The organism is Prevotella lacticifex (genome assembly GCF_019973375.1).
Taxonomy (GTDB): domain Bacteria; phylum Bacteroidota; class Bacteroidia; order Bacteroidales; family Bacteroidaceae; genus Prevotella; species Prevotella lacticifex.
In genome coordinates, this window is record NZ_BPTV01000001.1 from 142,096 (window position 1) to 162,169 (window position 20,074).

At 53.6% G+C, this 20,074-nt stretch carries 15 protein-coding genes and 1 pseudogene; 6 read left to right on the top strand and 10 right to left on the bottom strand.

Annotation, left to right across the window (positions count from 1 at the left end; translation table 11 throughout):
- Nucleotides 1-196 precede the first annotated feature (196 nt).
- Nucleotides 197-490 carry an HU family DNA-binding protein gene (locus LDN30_RS00555; RefSeq protein ID WP_498043767.1) on the top strand — a complete coding sequence of 98 codons (294 nt, stop codon included), beginning with the start codon at nt 197-199 and terminating at the stop codon, nt 488-490.
- A 72-nt stretch (nt 491-562) separates the two neighbouring features.
- Entirely contained in the window at nt 563-1,060 is a 498-nt protein-coding gene (locus tag LDN30_RS00560; protein WP_223928419.1) for an RNA polymerase sigma-70 factor, read from the top strand.
- A gap of 106 nt (nt 1,061-1,166) precedes the next feature.
- On the opposite strand, the gene LDN30_RS00565 is transcribed toward LDN30_RS00560, so the two are convergent.
- Nucleotides 1,167-1,943, bottom strand: coding sequence for an arginase family protein (locus LDN30_RS00565; protein WP_223928420.1), 777 nt, complete (start codon nt 1,941-1,943; stop codon nt 1,167-1,169).
- A gap of 817 nt (nt 1,944-2,760) precedes the next feature.
- On the opposite strand from LDN30_RS00565, the gene LDN30_RS00570 reads away from it, so the two are divergent.
- From LDN30_RS00570 to LDN30_RS00585, 4 genes are read left to right on the top strand one after another with little or no spacing between them, the layout of a single operon-like run.
- Nucleotides 2,761-5,241 (top strand): TonB-dependent receptor plug domain-containing protein, encoded by a 2,481-nt coding sequence (locus tag LDN30_RS00570; RefSeq protein ID WP_223928421.1) that lies wholly within the window; start codon nt 2,761-2,763, stop codon nt 5,239-5,241.
- Between the two features lie 37 nt (nt 5,242-5,278).
- Nucleotides 5,279-6,298: a DUF4249 domain-containing protein gene (locus tag LDN30_RS00575; RefSeq protein WP_223928422.1), complete on the top strand. Its 1,020-nt coding sequence runs from the start codon at nt 5,279-5,281 to the stop codon at nt 6,296-6,298.
- 36 nt (nt 6,299-6,334) lie between these two features.
- On the top strand, nt 6,335-7,138 hold the full coding sequence (locus LDN30_RS00580) for a FecR family protein (protein WP_223928423.1): 804 nt from the start codon (nt 6,335-6,337) through the stop codon (nt 7,136-7,138).
- A gap of 52 nt (nt 7,139-7,190) precedes the next feature.
- Nucleotides 7,191-7,877, top strand: coding sequence for a hypothetical protein (locus tag LDN30_RS00585; protein ID WP_223928424.1), 687 nt, complete (start codon nt 7,191-7,193; stop codon nt 7,875-7,877).
- A 423-nt stretch (nt 7,878-8,300) separates the two neighbouring features.
- On the opposite strand, the gene LDN30_RS00590 is transcribed toward LDN30_RS00585, so the two are convergent.
- The 9 genes and pseudogenes from LDN30_RS00590 to LDN30_RS00630 all read right to left on the bottom strand — a co-directional run.
- Nucleotides 8,301-9,119 (bottom strand): gluconate 5-dehydrogenase, encoded by an 819-nt coding sequence (locus tag LDN30_RS00590; RefSeq protein WP_223926673.1) that lies wholly within the window; start codon nt 9,117-9,119, stop codon nt 8,301-8,303.
- Between the two features lie 29 nt (nt 9,120-9,148).
- Complete coding sequence (gene kduI, locus LDN30_RS00595; protein WP_223926674.1) at nt 9,149-9,994, bottom strand: 5-dehydro-4-deoxy-D-glucuronate isomerase; 846 nt, start codon at nt 9,992-9,994, stop codon at nt 9,149-9,151.
- A gap of 240 nt (nt 9,995-10,234) precedes the next feature.
- On the bottom strand, nt 10,235-12,241 hold the full coding sequence (locus LDN30_RS00600) for a helix-hairpin-helix domain-containing protein (protein WP_223926675.1): 2,007 nt from the start codon (nt 12,239-12,241) through the stop codon (nt 10,235-10,237).
- A 266-nt stretch (nt 12,242-12,507) separates the two neighbouring features.
- On the bottom strand, nt 12,508-14,454 hold the full coding sequence (locus tag LDN30_RS00605; protein ID WP_223928425.1) for an alpha-L-arabinofuranosidase family protein: 1,947 nt from the start codon (nt 14,452-14,454) through the stop codon (nt 12,508-12,510).
- Nucleotides 14,455-15,368: 914 nt separating this feature from the next.
- A complete protein-coding gene (locus LDN30_RS00610) occupies nt 15,369-15,857 on the bottom strand; it encodes an RNase H family protein (RefSeq protein ID WP_223928426.1) in 489 nt (162 codons plus the stop codon).
- Nucleotides 15,857-17,674 (bottom strand): arginine--tRNA ligase, encoded by a 1,818-nt coding sequence (gene argS / locus LDN30_RS00615; RefSeq protein WP_223928427.1) that lies wholly within the window; start codon nt 17,672-17,674, stop codon nt 15,857-15,859. Before argS ends, LDN30_RS00610 begins: the two co-directional genes overlap by 1 nt.
- Before the next feature lie 140 nt (nt 17,675-17,814).
- A complete protein-coding gene (locus LDN30_RS00620) occupies nt 17,815-19,170 on the bottom strand; it encodes an MATE family efflux transporter (RefSeq protein WP_223928428.1) in 1,356 nt (451 codons plus the stop codon).
- The gene (locus tag LDN30_RS00625; RefSeq protein ID WP_223928429.1) at nt 19,157-19,597 is read right to left on the bottom strand and encodes a hypothetical protein; all 441 of its coding nucleotides are present in this window, start codon (nt 19,595-19,597) and stop codon (nt 19,157-19,159) included. Before LDN30_RS00625 ends, LDN30_RS00620 begins: the two co-directional genes overlap by 14 nt.
- A 4-nt stretch (nt 19,598-19,601) precedes the next feature.
- A pseudogene (locus LDN30_RS00630) lies at nt 19,602-20,048 on the bottom strand (AAA domain-containing protein); the annotation flags it as partial.
- Nucleotides 20,049-20,074 lie beyond the last annotated feature (26 nt).

Sequence of the window (20,074 nt, forward strand, 5' to 3'; positions counted from 1 at the left end):
ACAGTGCCGCCGGCACGGCCTTTACCACGTTAATGACCCCGCAAAATTACGAAAAAATCCCCGTATAGAGGCTATGGCAGGCCCACAAACAACAAAAATATGGTTTTTTCTTCTTTTTTTTTGAAAAAAGGTTTGAATATTGAAACTATTGAATTATATTTGTGCCCGTAAACCAAGCAAATCCATTAATACCAATATTAATAAATCAATAGTTATGAACAAATCGGAATTAATCGACGCTATCGCTGCAGGCGCAGGTCTGGGCAAGGCAGAAGCAAAGAAGGCCCTCGACGCTACTGTTGAGGCTGTTAAGGAAGAACTCACTAAGGGTGGTAAGATTCAGCTTGTTGGTTTCGGCACATTCGCTGTCTCGGAGCGTCCAGCTCGTGAGGGTATCAACCCTTCGACCAAGGAGAAGATTCAGATTGCTGCCAAGAAGGTTGTAAAGTTCAAGGCCGGTGCTGAGCTCGCAGAGGCTGTGAACAAGTAAAAATGTAAATTATTTTACAGTATAGGCGAGTCTTCCGGCTCGCCTTTCTTTTGTGCCCGTTTCAAGCGAATAATGTTTATCGACACCACTTTCCGCCGTCTGTATCAGCCACTCTGTCTTTACGCCATGCACTATCTTTCAGGCGATGCCGATGCAGCCGAGGATATCGTTCAGGACTGTTTTGTGAAATATTGGGAGTCGCGGCCCACGAACGCCCGCGGTTTCCTCTACACCGCTGTGCGCAATGCGTGCATCGACAGTCTGCGGCGGCGCCATCCCGAGGTGGTAGCCTTTGCTCCCCACGACCTCGACGGTATCATCAGCGACGCCGAGGCTCAGAGTCGTTCCGACCTCGAGGCCCGTCTGTGGAGCCGCATCGACAAGCTGCCCGAGCGCTGCCGTCAGGTGTTTCTGATGAGCAAGCGCGACGGAATGACCTATTCGGAGATTGCCGATGAGCTCGGCCTGTCGGTAAAAACCGTGGAGCACCAGGTGAGCAAGACCCTCCGCCGACTGCGCTGCGACGACAACGACAGCGGAAATATGATGTTTGTACTCCTCATAGCGTAACCTTTTTCGGTTATGATTTTATCATACAAACGAACATCGGACTCCTCAATAGCCATCATTTCTGACATCAAAGCAGTTTGTCCAGTTTCGTCCTGCAAGCGGTTCCTTACGATTTAAGGCTCATTTCCCTGGCCTTGACCACCGCGTCGAGGATAACCTCGTTGGCCCGGTTGTCGATGGTTGCGGCCTTCTCCTCCTCAAAGAGATTCCTCATGGCAGGATATTCGCCACACACATCAATGCCTATAACATTCTCCTGACTAAGCAGTTGCATCACCAGGTCGTGCAACTCGTCCAACCGAATCACGCCCTGATCCCAGTTGGTGACCGCACTCTCGCGGTTGAGGGCATCCTTGTCGATGGAGAGATAAACGTTGTGACCCTTCGACAGCTCATGCCTGCCCGTCACAATGCGCTCAAACTCAGCATAGTCCACATAACGGACCTTCCGCCGTATGTTCTCGGGAACGGTCTTCAGCGCCTCCCGCGGAGTCCCGATGAGCAGCACTTCCTTGAGATTTTTGTTCTGCCGAATGACACTGTCCACCCAGTCGCCGCAGGTAAGCACCCCCGGAACGAGCGACGGCTGCATGTCGGTGTGGTGGTCGACGAGCAACAGCGTGAAAGGCTCGTCAATCTTGTCGGTCCACAGTTTCGTCATATAATGGTAGTCGCCGGAGTCGATGAAGTGAATGCCCCGCGCCCCGTAGCCGCTGATGCGGTCGGTGATAGTCTTGCGAGCCGCCGCACTGAGAATGCAGTCGGTGCCACTGATGTCGGAGCAGTCGATGTGGATAAAGTCGGGATTGTCGGCAAACTGCTCCATATTGTAAGCTCCTGAGAAATTCATCACGATGACAGGAGCCTTTTTTATTCTCCTCATAAATTTCCTTTACTTTTCGTTCCGTCCACTGCAATATGCGTGCCAGATGGCTTGGAAGAATATTTTTGACAGCCGTTTGTATGTGCAATCGATGCGATTCTTCCTCTGAACTTTTATTCTTCGGCTATATTCAGAGGCTCTTTGCTGCCACGGAAAAGCCCCGACTGGTTCTCCGCATCGTCGAGGCTGTTAACGGAAAGAATAAAAGATTATTGGCACGCACATAATGCGGATGTCGCGAACGACTATTACTACTAAGTCACGGAGTTCCTCAGATGCAAAGATTATCCTTTAGCTCGTCGTTTCATCTGTCGTTTTTTATGATTTGGATATACCGGCACGACGACACGCCAACGTTGAAATATATTTACACGATTCCAATACATGCCATTTCGGCTTGCGAAACGGTCCATTTCAGCTTACGAAACGGGCCGTTTTGCGTTCTAAAACGGGCCGTTTTGCAACGCCAAATGGCATGTATTGATAAGCCTTTGTAAATCAACAACATACAAGGATGAATCAAAACGTACTTAATTATGAATTACTTTTACATATTATAGCATGCATTCACGTGTCAATCTGCACTCCTATATAATATATGTTGGCATCGTATAACCGGCGGGTTCAGACAGTATGCAGTTCTCCCCGGCTCGGTTTATCACAGGATTGTCGCGGTTTAAGCATGGATTTCGGAGAGGATTTGGAGTGTTCGGGAGCCACGGAAGAAAGATTTTTTTATTTTTTTCATTTGCCGATGGGGGTATTCTGATGTTTCTGCGTCATATGGGGTGACACGCCGAGTGATTATTCACGGATTATGATACTGAGAAAATATATACTGTTAGTACTTTTGTTAGCTCTCCCTCTCGCCGTCATGGCGCAGGGGCACAGTCTGCGAACGGAGATGGAACGTTTGCACAAGACCTTCAACATCGACTTTGTCTACGACTCGTCGCTGCCCACCGACCATGCTTATAGCGGGCCTTCGCTCGACGGAATGACCCTCCGGCGCGCGCTGTCGACGCTCTTCCGCGGTACGGGAATAGCCTTCCGGCAGAAAGGACGGTACGTGATGCTGACCAGCAAGCCTGAGAAAATGGTGAAAAAACGTGCGGTCAAGCCATCGACACGCAAGCAGCGCACTACGCGGAAGGCCGTTGCCGAAAATGAGGACACCCCTGACGGGGGCGACACCGAGCTCGGCGAAGTCGTTGTCAACGGCAGTCTCAACTCGCCGCTGCTGTCGACGCAGACGGGCATGCGCACCCTGACGAAGTCCGATATCATGTCGGCATTCGCCTTGGCAAGCACTCCCGACGTGGTGAAAACGCTACAGCGCTTCAGCGGGGTGGCCCCGGGGGTGGAACTGATGAGCGGACTCTATGTCCACGGGGGCGACGACGACGAGAACCTTTTCCTCATGGACGGGTCGCCGCTCTACTCGGTCAACCACACCCTCGGCCTCTTTTCGTCGTTCAATGTCGACGTGGTGAAGAGCATCGACTTCTATAAGAGCGGATTTCCCGCACGCTACGGCGGACGCCTGTCGTCGGTTGTCGATGTGCGCACAGCCGATGGCGACATGCGTCACGTCCACGGCAGCTACCGCATAGGACTCCTCGACGGCAGCATTCACATCGAAGGACCGCTGCGTAAGGACAAGACCTCATTCAATATAGGACTGCGGCGGTCGTGGCTCGACCTTATTACGCGTCCGCTCTGCGTCATCCGCAACCGCCACTATGATAACGACAAGCTGACGCTCAACTACTACTTCCACGACCTCAACGCCCGTGTGACAAACATCTTCAGCGATCGCTCGAGGATGGCTCTGAGCGTATACTCGGGCGACGACAACCTCCACAGCAAAGAAGATATGTCAGATAAGTATGACTATGAGGTCGATAAGGACATCACCGACGAGCACATGAGCTGGGGAAACCTGAACGCCGCCGTCGACTGGCAGTACAAAATAACGCCGAAGATGACTTCCACGCTCACGACCTTCTACACCTACAACCGGTCGCGGGTGACCGAGGACGACGACAATAGCACCATATACCAGGGGCAGGAGAGCAGCGTCGACAGGATATCGAACTCTTATCGCTCCACCATCAACGACTTAGGCTACCGCGCGTCCGCCGACTATCGGCCGTCGGTCCACCACCACATACGCTTCGGCACCGACTACACCTGGCACTCCTTCCGGCCACAGACCCGCAGCAACAGCAACATCACCGGCGAGAGCGGAGCCGTCGACACCACGCTGATAGCATCGCACAACAGTCACGTGGCGCACGAATGGAACGCTTATGCCGAGGATGAGGTGTCGGTGAACGACATGTGGAGCCTCAACGCGGGGGTCAACGCATCGCTGTTCCACATCGCCGGAAAGACCTTCGCCAGTGCCGACCCACGGCTCGCCGTGAAGTTCCAGGTCTGCCCGCGGCTATCGTTCAAGGCCTCGGCAACGGTCATGTCTCAATATGTTCATAAGATTGCCAGCACCTTTATCGAACTGCCCACCGACTACTGGGTGCCAACCACCTCAAGGCTTCGGCCGATGAAGTCGTTGCAGTTTGCCGCCGGTGTCTACTATCAGCCTGACAGTCACTGGCTTATATCTATGGAGGGATATATCAAGCGCACACGCCACATCCTTCAATATTGCAGTTGGACGGGACTCGAACCACCCGCCGACAGCTGGGACGAGATGGTCATGGACGGTCGTGGACGGTTCTATGGCCTTGAGGTCGATGCCGCTTACAGCAACCGGGACATCACTCTGCGTGGAACATACACCCTGTCGTGGAACAAACGAAGGTATCCCGAGTTCTACCCCGACTGGTTCTACGATAAGTTTGACAACCGCCACAAAGGCAATATTTCGGCCCAGTGGAACATCTCGCCGAAGGTGTCGATGTTCGCCGTGTGGTCGTTCCACTCCGGCAACCGTATCACCGTGCCCACTCAGTATGTCCGACTGCCCAATGTTCCCGATGGCCATCCGACAACAGTCCCGGGGACTTCCGACGACGATGGCAGCGGATTCGTCTACGAGCACCCTAACAATATGACCCTCCCGGCCTACCACCGCCTCGACATAGGCTTCGACTTCAAGCACCGCACGCGGCATGGGCACGAGATAGTGTGGAACGTCAGCGTGTATAATGCCTACTGCCACATGAACTCGATGTGGGCAAACGTGAAAATAAGCGATACCACAGGACGGATGCGACTGCACAACCACGCATTCATTCCCGCCATTCCGTCACTGAGCTACACCTATAAATTCTGAACAAAAAACAAGGTCCGACAACGACAAAACAATGAAAATGAAAAAGATACACATATATAATATACTCTTGTTAATGGCTGTCGTGATGCTCGCCTCGTGCAAGGACGACATCCGGCTCGATGGCTCCGGCAATACGCCGGAGCTGGTTGTCTACTGTTTTCCGTCGACCGCCGACACCACTTTCATCAATGTCAGCCGCAGTCTGCCCGTCAGCAAGTATACCGTCAAATACCACCCCACGGGCATCAACGACGCCACGATAACCTATACCGTCAACGGACAGCCGCAGAATGTATGCTCGCGCGGCGACGGCAGCTACTATGTCGTGGCACGACAGCAGCCCGGCGACAAGATTGCGGTGGAAGTGTCGGCCGACGGTCTCGCCGATGCCGGTGGCGAGACGACCATCCCCGACACCGTGGCCTTAGGACCGGCATCCTACCGCACCGTGTCCATCGGCGAGGAGGACTGGAACTACATGGAGAGCTACTATCAGTTTATAGCCGATTTCACCGACCCAGCCGCATCGTCCGACTACTATGCCGCAAGGGTGAGGATGAAGATAGGAAAGGACACCACCGAGTTTAGTGGCATCGTTATGGACGACGGAACAGTCTACGGCGACTCTATCCACTTCCATTCCTACACTTACTACCCGAAGGTGTACTCCCAGAGTGAGCCGCTGATGAACCCCGTGAGCAATATCGACGACAGCTTCGGATTCTCGTCAGACTTCTACCAAGACCTCTGCATCTTCAACGACGCGTCGATAAACGGACAGACCTACCGCCTACATCTCAACGTGCTGCCAGGCGAAACCGACCCCGAGACCTACGGCTACACCTACAGTGATGTGAAAGCTTATAGGGTGGAGGTGCTCCATCTGACGCCGGAGCTCTATCGGTTCCTGCAGTCCATCAACGCCGTAGAGAACAGCGACCTGGCTCAGCACGGCCTCGCGCAAATCCAGCCGACGTTGTCGAATGTTCATGGCGGTTTCGGACTGATTGCGGGATGGAACGTCTCGCGGTCGGACTTCGTCAGTTTGAATAAATAATCTGTTTTTAAGCAATATATAACTTAATCATCCGTTATGAGCAAGGAACTTAAATTCGTGACACGAAATTATCGCCGCGGTGTCCTCGATGTGAGGCGCGCTTACCGTGCAACGCTCTCCAAGGCGGGTCGGCGACAAAAGAGTGAAATTCGGTGGATGGCCGCTGCTGCCGTCATTGTGGTGCTCCTCGTGGGTGGTGCCATAGCTTATATGCTGCCGCGACAAGCCCGGGAGACGACGATAGCCGCCGGACAGCAGAACAGGGTAGTGACGCTCGCCGACGGCACAAGGGTAACGCTCGCGCCCCACTCGTCTATAATGTACGCCGACGACTGCCGCGACATAGAGATGACGGGACGCGCCTACTTCGACATACGCCACGACGCGTCGCGGCCTTTCGTCATCCACGATACCGATTATGTTATCCGCGACATTGGCACAAAGCTCGTGGTGGAGGAGCGGATGCTCGGTGGCGGACAGAAGACGACAAGCGTTTATGTGGCCCAGGGGTCGGTGAGCCTCATGGCTAACGCCGCTGCCGAAGGCGTCATCGTCAGCGCCGGCGATATGTATCAGATTAGCTCATCGGCGACAAAACCAGTAAAAGTAGGCCGACTTCCATCAGAAAACAGTCTGACGGCATGGGCAACGCACGAGTTCCACTTCGACGGTACACCGCTGCCGCAGGTCCTCGACGATCTGTCGGCATACTATCATGTGGACCTCTCCTGCCCTAACGGACAGCAAAAGCGGCTTACTGCCGACTTCCGTGCCGACAGTCTGGACTCTATAATCAATATGATTGAGGAAACTTTGGATGTCGATATCAGCAGGAAATAATTCGCCTGTGATTATGAGAAGATAATAAAAACAACGAAAAATAGTCTAAAAAATGAAAGTTAAGAACTTGTTTTTACCAATTGTTCTTTGTCTGCCACTGACTCTTTCGGCTCAGCAGACCAGTGATAATGAAACCCGTGACCATGCCGTTTATTTAGAGATAGGTGGTGGTTCACTTATTTCGGGAGCGAGCTATGAGCAGCGTTTCGGTAAGAACTCGCGGTGGGGAGTGCGTGCCGGAGTAGGTTTCGGCTACAGCAGCTCGTCGTCTTTCTTCATGGGCAGCACCTCCACAAGAGCCTGGACGGTGCCCGTGGGAGTGAACTATCTTGTCGGCAGCAAGAAGAATAGTCTCGAAGTGGGCGTGGGAGTGAGCCTCGGCGTGTACAATCTCCACTATGATGAGTTGTCGTACGAGAACGTCTCTGAGGCTACCTTCAATGATTTTCTCGCCAATCCACAGAAGTATCCGGGTAACATGATAAGCGCATATTCCGACACTTCCGACCCTCCTACATATACCTTTGGATACAGATATGGAAAGTCGAAGAATGAGTTTGGCTATTTCTTCTTCGGAAACATTGGATATCGGCATGTCGCCAAGAGCGGATTTATGTTCCGTGTGGGCATCACTCCGACCCTCAATTTTGGTGGAAATCATGCCGTCTACTGCGGCTTTGGCGACGACTATAATAAAGTTTCAGCCATCCCGTACATCGGATTCGGCTGGGCATTTTAGCTATTAGAGCCGCGAAGTAGCACTCTGGAGCCCCGGTTCCGCTGCACTCCGGCCGAAAACGACAAAAAACAAGACCCCGCCACACCTTTAAAAGGAGGTTGGGCGGGGTTTTCTGTATTGTTTCCGTATGACCGAATGAACCTTTGGTAAGCTATTCCGGCTGTTTTCAGCAGTACTCGGTTAGCTGATAATTAGCGATTCCGGCACTTTTCAGCAATCCTCGGTTAGCCGATAATTAGCCATTTCAGCAGTTTTAAGCAGTCCTTGGTTAGCTGATAATTAGCCATTTCAGCAGTTTTCAGCAGTCCTTGGTTAGCTGATAATTAGCCATTTCAGCAGTTTCGGTTAGCCGGAAGTTAGCCTTCTGGCACCTATCTTAGCTTATTTTTGGTCGCTAAACAGGCCATTCGGTCCCTTTATCGGTTAGTCCTTAATCTCTGACGGGTTCTTACCGATGTAAGCGAGAATACCTCCGTCGACGTAGAGGATGTGGCCGTTGACGAAGTCGCTGGCATCGCTGGCGAGGAACACTGCCGGACCCATAAGGTCCTCAGGGGTGCCCCAGCGTGCTGCCGGCGTCTTGCTGACGATGAATTTGTCGAACGGATGACGGCTGCCATCGGCCTGACGCTCACGGAGTGGAGCTGTCTGCGGTGTTGCTATATAACCCGGGCCGATACCGTTGCACTGGATGTTGTACTCGCCGAACTCCGAGCAGATATTTCTTGTGAGCATCTTCAGACCACCCTTTGCGGCAGCATAGGCCGAGACGGTCTCACGGCCGAGCTCCGACATCATCGAGCAGATATTGATAATCTTTCCGTGTCCCTTCTTCTTCATACCCGGAATGACGGCCTTCGAGACGATGAACGGTGCGTTGAGGTCGATGTCTATGACCTGGCGGAAGTCCTCCACCGACATTTCCTCCATCGGTATGCGCTTGATGATTCCGGCGTTGTTGACGAGGATATCGATGGTGCCGAGTTCCTTTTCGATGTCGGCAACCATTTTCTTCACCTCATCCTCCTTTGTGCAGTCGCAAATGTATCCTTTTGCGTCGATGCCCTTGGCCTTATAGTCGGCAAGAGCCTGGTCCATGTGCTTCTGGCTGCGGCAGTTGAAAGCAATCTTAGCTCCAGCCTGAGCGTAAGCCTCTGCAATGGCAAAACCGATACCGTAAGCGGCACCAGTGACGAGGGCTACCTTTCCCTCGAGTGAGAAATTCTTTGAAAATGTGTCCATACTGTTATTTATTTTTCCGTTGAATAATCTTATTTCAGGTCGGTAATCTCGACAACATCCTGGTCGCCGTAGTCGAGATTCTCACCTCCCATACCCCAGATGAATGTGTAGTTGTGGGTGGCCGCCGCCGAGTGGATGCTCCATTCGGGAGAGAGAACGGCCTCGTCGCCCTTCATCCAGATGTGACGCGTCTCCTGCGGCTGTCCCATCAGGTGGCAGACAGCCTGTCCCTCAGGCACTTCAAAGTAGAAGTAAGCCTCCATGCGACGGCTGTGGGTATGTGCCGGCATCGTGTTCCACACCGATCCGGTGGCCAGTTCGGTCATTCCCATCTGCAACTGGCATGTGGGCAGCACCTGGTTGACAATCATCTTGTTTATCGTCCGCTCGTTCGACATCTCCAATGAGCCCATGTGCATGCTGATGGCATCGGCTTTCGTAATCTTGCGGGTGGGATACGACGTGTGGGCCGGGGTACTGTTGAAGTAGAATTTTGCCGGAGTCGTGGCATCGTTGCTGTGGAAGGTGATGTCGCGGTCGCCGCTGCCGATATACAGAGCCTCCTTGAATCCGAGCGTATATACCTCATCGCCGACGCTGACAGTGCCCTCTCCCAGCCCTACGTTGAATATTCCGAGCTCACGGCGGGTAGTGAAGTGTGGAGCGCGAAGGGGCGCGATGGCCTCCAAGAGCAGGTCCTCACCGACGGGCATGGCACCACCGACAATCATCCTGTCGTACATCGAGTAGACCATATTCACTTCGTCGCCGACAAACAGCGTCTCGATGAGGAAGTCATGGCGCAACCGTGCAGTGTCGTAAGTCTTTGCGTCAACGGGGTTTGACGCATATCTCAATTCATAATTTGTTTTCATCGACCGTAATTTGTTTTCCTTGTCAGTAATTTGTTTTGTTTCCGCAAAGATACAATAAAGTGGGTAGAAAACAAAATAATTAACCTTGAATCTTCTTATTTTTAATTAATATCATCCTCGCAAATATGCCTCAGACGCATTCTATACGTCTGTATTATCACGAAAGTCAGCACGAATATTGATAGTCCGTTGGTTACTGACAGCCGCAAGGGCGCTGCCCTGCAAACGCCCGAAAGACGCTTAAAACTTCCACCTCAGCTGAAGTTCCATGTCAGTCTGTGAGCTGGCGGCTATCATCTGCTGGCCCGTGGAGATGTGGTTGCGGTCGAAATAGTCGGTGGTGCCGACCTTCGCTATGACCATCAGGGCCTTGGAGATGTCGGCGCGGGCAAAAACCGCATATCGGATTCCGCGCCCGTAGTAGGACGGGAAGGAGAAGGAATAGAGCGGACCGCGCTCATACGAGTATATGCGACTGGCGTAGTCGTCGGTCCGGAAGTAGCCGAAGGTGGCTGCGAGGCGCACGACTCCAAAGTCGTAGGCTCCCGTTGCCGACCCCATATATCCCGTGCTCCGCTTCTTGTAGTTGCTGTAAGCCATATCGCCCTGCACCTTTGCATTCCATCGTTTTGTCGCGTATCCCACCGACAGCCGCCCCCGCTGCGTCGTGACATCGGCGAGAGCAGTATGGTCGGCATTGTCTTTCTGGCTCATTTTCAGGTGATAACGTCCGACGACCGTCCATCCCTTGGTCGTCCATGTGGCCGTTATGTTGTTGTCCCAGCTATGACTTGCCGCACTCACCTGGTAGCGGGCTTGCGCGAAGTAGGCATAATCGGTGTAGAAGAGCAAGCTCAAATGGCGTGTGGCCTGCCAGTATCCACCTATATATATACCGCTCTCGTTCTGTATGTGACCCCCATCGCTGAAACTCGATGCCAATAGCGACGAGTAGCGTTTGCTGTAGAAGCGCTGCATGGCGAGCAGCGACAGCGTCCTTGTGGCTACGAACGAGATGCTGTTGATGGTCGCAATGCCGTGGCTGTTGCCCACTGCCGTTTCGCCGTTGACGGCTATGCGGTGATTGATATATCCATAGTCGACGCTTGCATTGACAAATCCGTTGCCCATGGGGGCATACCTGCGGTACAGACGCTGTGTGTCGGGCTTCAGACTACGGTCGAAACGTGTGTAGACGGCCGTCGCTCCAAGGTGGAATCCGCCGCCTTCCCAGTGGATATTGCCGCCGACGGTGGTCTCGTGGGCATTGTTTTTCTTCCTGAGTTCCGTTGTCGTGCGGTGGTAGCCCGACGTGACGATGGTCCGGATGTTGCCGAGGGTGTCGAGTGTAGCATCGATAGGGCGGTAGGAGACGAAAGCCGTGGCGTCGAGACCCTTACCAACGCTCACCGTTGCCGCCGCTCCCTGCATGTATTTTGCCGCCGACCGCGACGTGTTGGCCCGTATGCTGTTGGTGCTGCGGCCGAGGCTGCTGAGCGTCATCATCTTCCCGAAACCGAAGTCGTTGTTCACCACCAAGCCCATTCCCATGCGCAGTTTATACTGTCCCACGGCCATCGTCTTCAGTCTTCCGAGCCCTCGCACGACGAGATAGTAGGCATAGTGGTCATAGCCCATGCCGTTCTTGTCGGCGAAGAACGGCTCGCCGGCATCCTGCGCGCCCAGGATTCCCGCCTGGACATACTTGCCGTAGGTGAACTCATAGCGTATTCCATGGCGGTATTTCGGACCACGATATTTACCTGTTTTGTCGCCTTCACGGTCATAGAAAGGAATATTGCCGGTGGCCGTAAGCTCATTTCGCCCGTGGCGGACGATGTCGGCAAGGTGTGGGAAGTGCTCCTTAGCGCCGTAGTCGCCTATATATATAAAATAGGTAAGGAGGTAGCGGCGTGTGGGGTCGAGGCTCTCGATCATCGACAGTTCACCGACGCTCTTCATGCCCTTGTACTGATAGACGTAGGCCTCGATGTCCTCAATCTGCTGAGCCGAGAGGAACGGTATGCGTCCGAGGTCGTCCCTTGTTGCCGTATTGATGTTTATGGGGTTCTCCTCAAGGTCGATGAGTATGTCGTACATATCCGATGCGACGGCTATGTCGTTGTCGTCCTGGGCTGTCAGCTCCTCGAGCAGAGTCTCCCATGGGCGCTGACCCTGGGCCGCGACGGTGGCGCAGGACAGAAAGAGGAATAGGATGAATGTCGTTGTTCTCAGGTATCGCATCATAGTCGTGGCTTTAGTTATGTAGTGTCTATGCTTGCAAAATTAACCATTTTGCTCCGTAACGCCAAATATCTGTGGCAAAAATCCCCGTGTTTTTCACATTACCGCTAAGTCACTAAGGCTGAGTCATATAATTTTCTACGTATCCCTATAGAATCCTATGATACCTTATAGTCCCCTATAGAATCCGAAATCCTATAAAATCCAGGCTCACAGAGGATTGGAAGCCACTGATTACGACTTCCAATCCACTGCGAGCCCGGTTATGATTATTCGAATACGAACACGCTGAAACTGCTTGCCGGCAGACTCACGGTGAACGTGTTGCCGGTGGCGGTGATGTCGGTGGTCGTCGGAACGATACGGTCCGGATGATCGATGGTGTTCTCATCGGTGAGCGCGGCAGCCTTGAGGATGGTCTGCTGAGCCTTGCGCACGTTCTTCACCCCGTTGAGGTTGATGGTCACCTGCTGAGCGTTGGCGGCACTGTTGCCCACCTTTACGATGTACTGTTTCTTTATCTTGTCGTATACCGCACTGGCATACAGACCGTTACTTCCCTCTACGTTGGCTCCATTCTCGGTCACCTTGAGCATATTTGTGCCCTTGTGGGTGCCGTAGAGCATCTGCACATACCAGTTGGCCGAGCGCACACTGTTGAGGTTGTCGAACCAGATGAGGTCGGGTTTCCACTGCCAGCCGTCGACATGAGCGAAGAGAGGAGCATACGTAGCCTGATAAACGACATCGGCGTTGCGCTCCAGACCCGTCATGAAACAAGCCTCGGAGAGTGCTGCCTCCCAGTTGTTGCGCTCACCCTTTCCATGAGCCGCATACTCACCGGCGAACACTTTCGGACCCCGACGGTCGTATTTGTCGTAGCGGCCGGCATTATCGAGGAACCACTGCGGCGACTTATAGTAATGCTCATCGACGAGGTCGACATTGAGTTTCCGCATCTGCTGCCAGCCATAGTCGAAGTCCTTGCCATCGGCCGACGGACCCGATGTGCCACAAATCTTTATATTCGGATACTTTGCGCGTATCTGCTTGACGAACACCTCGAGGCGCTCTGCATAGAGCGGTCCCCACTGTTCGTTGCCGATACCTATCTGCTTGAGATTGAAAGGCTTAGGATGGCCGAGCCGAGCACGTATCTTTCCCCACTTGGTATTGACGTCACCATTGCAGAACTCGATGAGGTCGAGGGCGTCGTCGACATACGGCTGGAGGTCCTTGAGGGCCACATGAGCGTTAGAGTCGTTGTCGGCATTCTGAAACTGGCAGGCCAGTCCGCACGAGAGTACGGGCAGTGGCTCAGCGCCAATCTTCTCGGCTAAGAGGAAATACTCATAGAATCCGAGTCCATAGCTCTGGTAGTAGTCGGCATACTGGCGGTGAGGGAAGGTGTAGTTCCATCGGTTCTCGTTGATGGGTCTGTTCTCCGGGTCGCCGATAGTGTTCTTCCACTGATAGCGTGTCTGCAGGTCCGTACCCTCGACGATGCATCCACCGGGGAATCGGAAGATGCCGGGGTGGAGGTCATCAAGGTCCTTGACGAGGTCGGCGCGCAGTCCGTGCCAGTTGTCCTCGGGGAAGAGCGACACGTAGTCGAGGTCGACAGCCTCACTGCCAGCATTGAAGATGCGCAGCAGACCGTGCTGCATGGTGCGGTTGGCGGTCAGCGTGACGGTCTTTTTCTGCCACTGGTTATTACTGAGGGTAATCACCTGGCGGTCCATCGGCACATTATCGTCGCCGACGAGTTCCACCCTTATCTTCGCCGTCTTACCCTGGAGATTGTTCAGCCGGGCGTAGACGGTGAAGTCGTATTTCATTCCTTTCTTGAATCCCATACCGAAGAAGCCCTTGTTCTCCAGTCCGCTGGTCTTCTCCTTATGTCCGCTGGGATAGACGGTAACATAATGTGGGTTGCGCGTGAAGGCCGGCTCGAAGTCGCAGACGGTCACCTTTCCAAAGGTGTTCCACCCCTGCAGATGATTGGGGAATTCGAAGTTGCGGTTCAGAACCATCTCGGCGTATAGTCCGCCATCGGCTCCGAAGTTGATGTCCTCAAAGAATATGCCATACATCGTGGGCTGTACGATGCCTCCGGGCTTGCCGGCATCGACGGTGAGTTGTCGTGTCTGGGCGACGGAACCAGTCAGGGAGAGTGCCGCCGCGAGAAGAACAGTAAGAATCTTTTTCTTTTTCATTTAACGTTAGTTTTCGGTTTTGGTCTTAATTAGTTTTTAATTAATCTCGTATTTCACTACTATGCAAAGTTACGTCTTTTACCTCCTATCATGGTGGAAAATCAGAAATAAATGGTGGAAAAATCAGAAATAAAGGTTAAGCGAACAGAATTGAAAGGTTTTTCGGACAGAAATAAAACGTTTGATGCGGTTGGGAGGAAGGAGGATAGGGATTGGATGATGGGCAGATGACAGCTGAATTATTGTGCGCTGATGATCGGATGATTGGCTGATGATGGAGAAATGATTGGCCGATGATGGGGAAATGATTGGCTGCGGCAGCCGGATGATGGGCCGTTGATGGGGAAATGATTGGCTGCTGATTATTGAATGACGATTGTAAGCGGTTCATTCGGTTAGTGGATGTTTTCATTTTCGTATCTGATAATTCCTTTCACGTCAGATTTTCGCAGTCCAATGAATGTATCGGGAAAGCGCGATGGCAGCTGTTTTTCATCGTTTTGACGAGTAAAAATATTTCATAATGCATTCCTTTTTACCCCATCTCTGTTATCCATTGATTACCAACGGCTTACAAATACATGCCATTTTGCGTTGCGAAACGGTCCGTTTTAGCTTGCAAAACGGACCGTTTTAGACGCTGAAACGGCCCGTTTCGCAGGCCCAAATGGCATGTATTGAAATGGTGTAAAATAAATTCAGAAAATAAGATATGAGTGAACGGCCGCAATACGTCTATCTTCTCAGCCACCAACACCCCCTAACGGAGCTGAATCGCCAGTAAACTAAGCGAGCGATAGCGAGTGCAGTCTGGAGGAAATGGGCGGAGAGAATACTAAACATGCAGTGCCTCGGAAACACACTATGCCCGAATTTTGGGGATGCCCATTGCCGTCACCGGCCATTGAGAGGGCTCACTTCCTCCCGAAGTCAGCTGGTATCTCTCCCCACTTGCTGGTCTCCCACTTTGTTACCTCTGTGGCGACGGTGTGTGTGCGGAGCCAGGTTTCGGCACGGGCGATGATGTTATAGAGTTGGGCCGTCTGTGGAGTGCGGGACAACTTTGTTTTACACTGCTTCTTCTTTACCCAAAGGATGGCATTATATGAATCGCTATACACAATCTTATCGTGAATGCCCCGCTGATTCATAAGCGCAAGGGCATGCACGATGGCAAGGAACTCCCCGATATTGTTTGTTCCCTGCATAGGTCCGAAGTGGAATACCTGCTCGCCGGTGGCCAGGTCGATGCAACGATATTCCATCGGCCCGGGATTGCCCGAGCACGCCGCATCGACGGCCCAGGCGTTGGCGCTGACCTCCGGCGGCAACGGCAGCACGGTGTCGTGGCGCCACGACGGCGGGTTCACCACTTCGTCGGTATTTTTCCGTTTCTTTTCCATTACATTCTCTCCGGCACCTCAATGCCAAGGAGTGTCATTCCCTCTTTGATGACCTTTGCCACATTCTTTGCCAAGACGAGGCGCGTGACCTTCTCTGCATCGGTATCGGCGTTGAGGATACTGTAGTCGTGATAGAACTGGTTGAAGGCCTTCGTCAGCTCGTAGCAGTAGTTGGCAATGCCAGCGGGGTTGTAGTTCTGTCCGGCATCGGCAACGGCCACGCCGAAGTTGTTCAGCTGCATAATGAGCTCCACCTCCTTAGCGTTGAGGGGCGCGTCGGCGGCGAGGACCTCCGGGAGAACGATATTCTCGTCGGCAGCCTTGCGGAGGATACTGCGTATGCGGGCGTAGGTGTACTGGATGAAGGGTCCGGTATTGCCGTTGAAGTCGATGGACTCGGCAGGATTGAACATCATATTCTTCCGGGCATCGACCTTGAGGATGAAGTACTTCAGCGCACCCATACCCACGATGCGAGCTATCTCGTCCTTCTCGGCATCGGAGAAATCCTTGCTCTGTCCGTGCTCCGTGGCTGTGGCTTTGGCGTCGGCAATCATCTGAGCTATAAGGTCGTCGGCATCGACGACGGTGCCCTCACGCGACTTCATCTTTCCCGTGGGCAGGTTCACCATACCATAGGAGAAGTGTACGAGGTCCTTGCCCCACTTGAAGCCGAGGCGGTCGAGGATTATCGACAGAACCTGGAAGTGGTAGTTCTGCTCGTTGCCGACGACATATATCATCTTGTCGATAGGATAGTCGTTGAAACGCATCTCGGCGGTACCGATGTCCTGGGTCATATACACCGTAGTTCCGTCGGAGCGGATTAGGAGTTTCTGGTCGAGGCCGTCCTTGGTGAGGTCGGCCCATACCGAGCCGTCGTCCTTCTTGTAGAACAGGCCTTTGTCGAGACCCTCCATCACCTTCTTCTTTCCTTCGAGGTAGGTGTTGCTCTCGTAGTATATCTTGTCGAAGCTGACACCGAGAGCCTTATACGTCTCGTCGAAGCCTTTGTATACCCACGAGTTCATCTTAGCCCAAAGGTCGCGGATCTCCTTGTCGCCGGCCTCCCAGCGCACAAGCATCTTGTGGGCCTCCTTGATGAGCGGTGCCTCCTGCTCGGCCTTGGCCTTGGCCTCGTCGTCGCCCATTCCCTCAGCCTTATATTTAGCTTCGAGCTCGTTGCACTCCTCCTTGTAATGCTTGTCGAAGAGAACGTAGAAGTCGCCGATGAGGTGGTCGCCCTTCTTTCCCGTCGATTCCGGCGTGCAGCCGTTGCCCCACTTTATCCATGCGAGCATCGACTTCATGATGTGTATACCGCGGTCGTTGACGATATTTGTCTTCACCACCCTGTTGCCGTTGGCCTGCATAATCTGCGCTAACGACCATCCGAGGAGGTTGTTGCGCACGTGACCAAGGTGCAGGGGCTTATTGGTGTTCGGCGACGAATATTCGACCATCACGAGCGGAGAGTCGGCAGTGGGTTCCTTCTCGCCCCATTTCTCGTCGGCGTTGATATCGTTGAGCAGTCCCACCCATGCCGATGAAGCCACGACGATATTGAGGAATCCCTTCACGACATTATAGTCGGCCACGGCCGAACAGTGCTCCTTCAGGTACTGGCCTATCTCTGAGGCTGTATCCTCGGGTTTCTTCTTCGACGTGCGGAGCAGGGGGAACACCACAAGGGTGATATTGCCCTCAAAGTCGGGACGCGTTTTCTGCAACTGGATCATCTTCTCGGGCACCTCGGCACCGTAGAGTTCCTTCACCGCCTCAAGGGCAGAGAGTGTTATCTGTTTTTCTATGTTCATCGTTTCGTTGTTTTCTATTGGTTTGCAAAAGTACGAAAATTATTGCTAATAAGCAATTTATAGGTGATATTTCTCGTTATCCACGTTTCGCCCGCGGGCCTCATCGGCCCCACCGGCTGCTTTCTCCGCACCGGCTCAGCTTATGCCCTCGCCGCCTCAATCTTCCTCTTCAGGTGACGATAGAGGAAGAACATTGCCGGAACGAGGAACACATCGGCCGCCACCCAGGCCACTGGGTCGCCATAGCAGACGCCGAGGAATCCCAAGGCGGGTACGAGCCAGAGGCTTACGCCGATGCGCGCCACCATCTCCATTACGCCGCTGAGCATCGACAGGTTGCTGTAGCCGAGACCCTGGATGCCGTAGCGGAGAATGGTGAGCAGTCCCAAGGCGGGATAGAAATAGTTGGTTATGCGCATAAACATAGCGGCATTGGTGATGACCTCCTGCTCGCCGCTGTCGACGAAGAGCTCCATCATCTCGTCGGCGAAGGGATAGATGAGCGCCACCGTCAGGACGAAATAGACGAGCATGATACGCATGGCTGCGAAGATGCCACGGCGCACACGGGCCGTATCGCGGGCCCCGATATTCTGTCCGCAGTATGTGGCCATGGCCAGACCGATATTCTCAAAGACGCAGGTGAAGAGATATTTTATGCGCATCGATGCCGTGAAAGCAGCCACACACGTGGTGCCGAGGGCGTTGTTGGCGCTCTGGAGCATGATGATGCCGATGCCGGTGATGGAGAACTGCAAGCCCATCGGCACACCGTTGTTGAGCAGGATGGAGATGCGCTTGTTGTCGAAAGTCCGCTCGCTGCCCTTGGGGATAAGGATTTTCACTCGTCCTACGATATACCACCCGCACAGGATGCACGAGAAAAGCTGCGAGAGCAGTGTGGCGAGTCCGGCACCGAAGACTCCCAATCCGCAGACGAGGATGAGCAGCACGTCGAGGACGATATTGACCACCGACGAGAAAATGAGGAAAAAGAACGGATGCTTCGAGTCGCCGAGGGCCCGCAGGAATCCCGCCAGGAGGTTATAGCCTATGGTGAAGGGTATGGCGAGGAACTGCATGAAGAGGAAAGTGTAGGCATCGCGGTAGATGTCGGCAGGGGTATTGACGAGGACAAGGACCCTGTCGCAGAGCATGCAGCTGACAATGGTGATGACGACAGCAAAGACGACGCCTATGCGCAAGGCGTTGGCCACATACGACCGCATCTTCGGGAAGTCCTTGGCACCGAAAGCCTGGGCCACAGGGATGGCGAAACCGGCACAGGAGCCGTTGCAGAAGCCCATGATGAGAAACATTATCGACGACGAGGCACCGACGGCGGCCAGCGCGCCGACACCTATCCACCGGCCTACGATGGCGGCATCGATGATGAGATACATCTGTTGGAGGATGTACCCAAGGATGAGGGGAAGAGCAAACCGCAGGATGCCACGGGTGGGCGAACCTACGGTCATATCGTTAATGGCGGCCATCGGCGGGTCCCTTCTTTTCGGCAGCAGCATCGCTTGGAGACAGATTCATGTCGGCAATCTGCTGCATCTTCTTACGGCGGCTGAGCGAGTAGACGGTGCCGTGGGCCTCGACATAGTCGAAGAGCTTATAGGCCTTGGTGAGGAGCATATCGCGCAGAGGCGCATTCTTGTACGATCCCTCGGCGAAGAACAGCTCGGCGAGCATGTCGAGACGGCTTATGCGCTCAGCAGCGGTCCACTGGTCGGAGGCGTAGACGAGGATCTCGTCGAACGAGAGGTTTCGCAGCACGTCGTAGCTGCCAACATACTGACGGTAAAGGTCTTTGAGGTCCTCGTCGGTGCGCTCGTCGACCTTCTTCTCGAGAAACCGTGACAGGGCTGCCATGAATTCCTCAATGATACGGATAAAGTAGTCGCGTTGTAACATATTTTCATTCTGTTTGTCCGTCGTCGGCGGCCGTTGTTTCAGCGGTTTCGGTGGCGGAGAGTGATTTCACATAGTTATATAATTTCTTATAGAAGTCGTGGCGGCAGAGCGTTGTGGGGTCGCCGAGGATGATAAGCTTCATTCTCGCACGGGTGATAGCCACATTCATACGGCGCAGGTCGCTGAGGAATCCTATCTGTCCCTCACCGTTGGCTCTGACAAGACTGATGAGGACGACATCACGCTCCTGGCCCTGAAAGCCGTCGATGGTGTTGACGGTGATAAGACTGCGGTAGGGTTTGAAGAACTCGCGCTTGGCGATGAGCCTCCGAAGATACTGGACCTGAGCACGATAGGGCGAGATGACACCCACGTCGATGCTCTCGTCGAGCACCCTCTGCTTGCCAATCTTCGTGAGGTAGCCCTGGAGGGTGTCGAGGGTTATGCGGGCCCAAGGGGGATTGTCCGTGGCGGGCG